This window comes from Streptococcus sp. UMB1203 (genome assembly GCF_030217725.1).
In the GTDB taxonomy this organism is placed as follows: domain Bacteria; phylum Bacillota; class Bacilli; order Lactobacillales; family Streptococcaceae; genus Streptococcus.
Genome location: NZ_JASOOK010000083.1, coordinates 1 through 263, shown reverse-complemented (window position 1 = coordinate 263; position 263 = coordinate 1). Strand labels below are relative to the sequence as shown.

The 263-nt window shown below is 39.9% G+C and carries 1 protein-coding gene; it reads right to left on the bottom strand.

Annotated features, from left to right (window positions below; genetic code table 11):
• Positions 1-263 (bottom strand): YPDG domain-containing protein (locus QP439_RS09040; protein WP_285389655.1); only part of this gene is annotated, 263 nt, incomplete at both ends.

The following is a 263-nucleotide window of genomic DNA, read 5'->3' as shown; positions in this document are numbered from 1 at the left end:
ACTGGTACTTCTTCTGTTGATCCATCTGGATATCTTACTAGAACTTTACCTGTAATCTTATCTCCTGGTTTTGCTCCTTCTGGAATTGTCACAGTGACTTTGCCATCTTTATCTACTGTGATGACTCCTGGTTGATCACTTTCGAAGGTTGTACCTTCTGGAATCTTCTTACCATTCTCTTCTGTTAATGGAATTTCAACCTTAGAACCTGGGTTGCCATGGCCATCTTCATACTTCGGTGTGTAGATATCTTTATCTTGTTC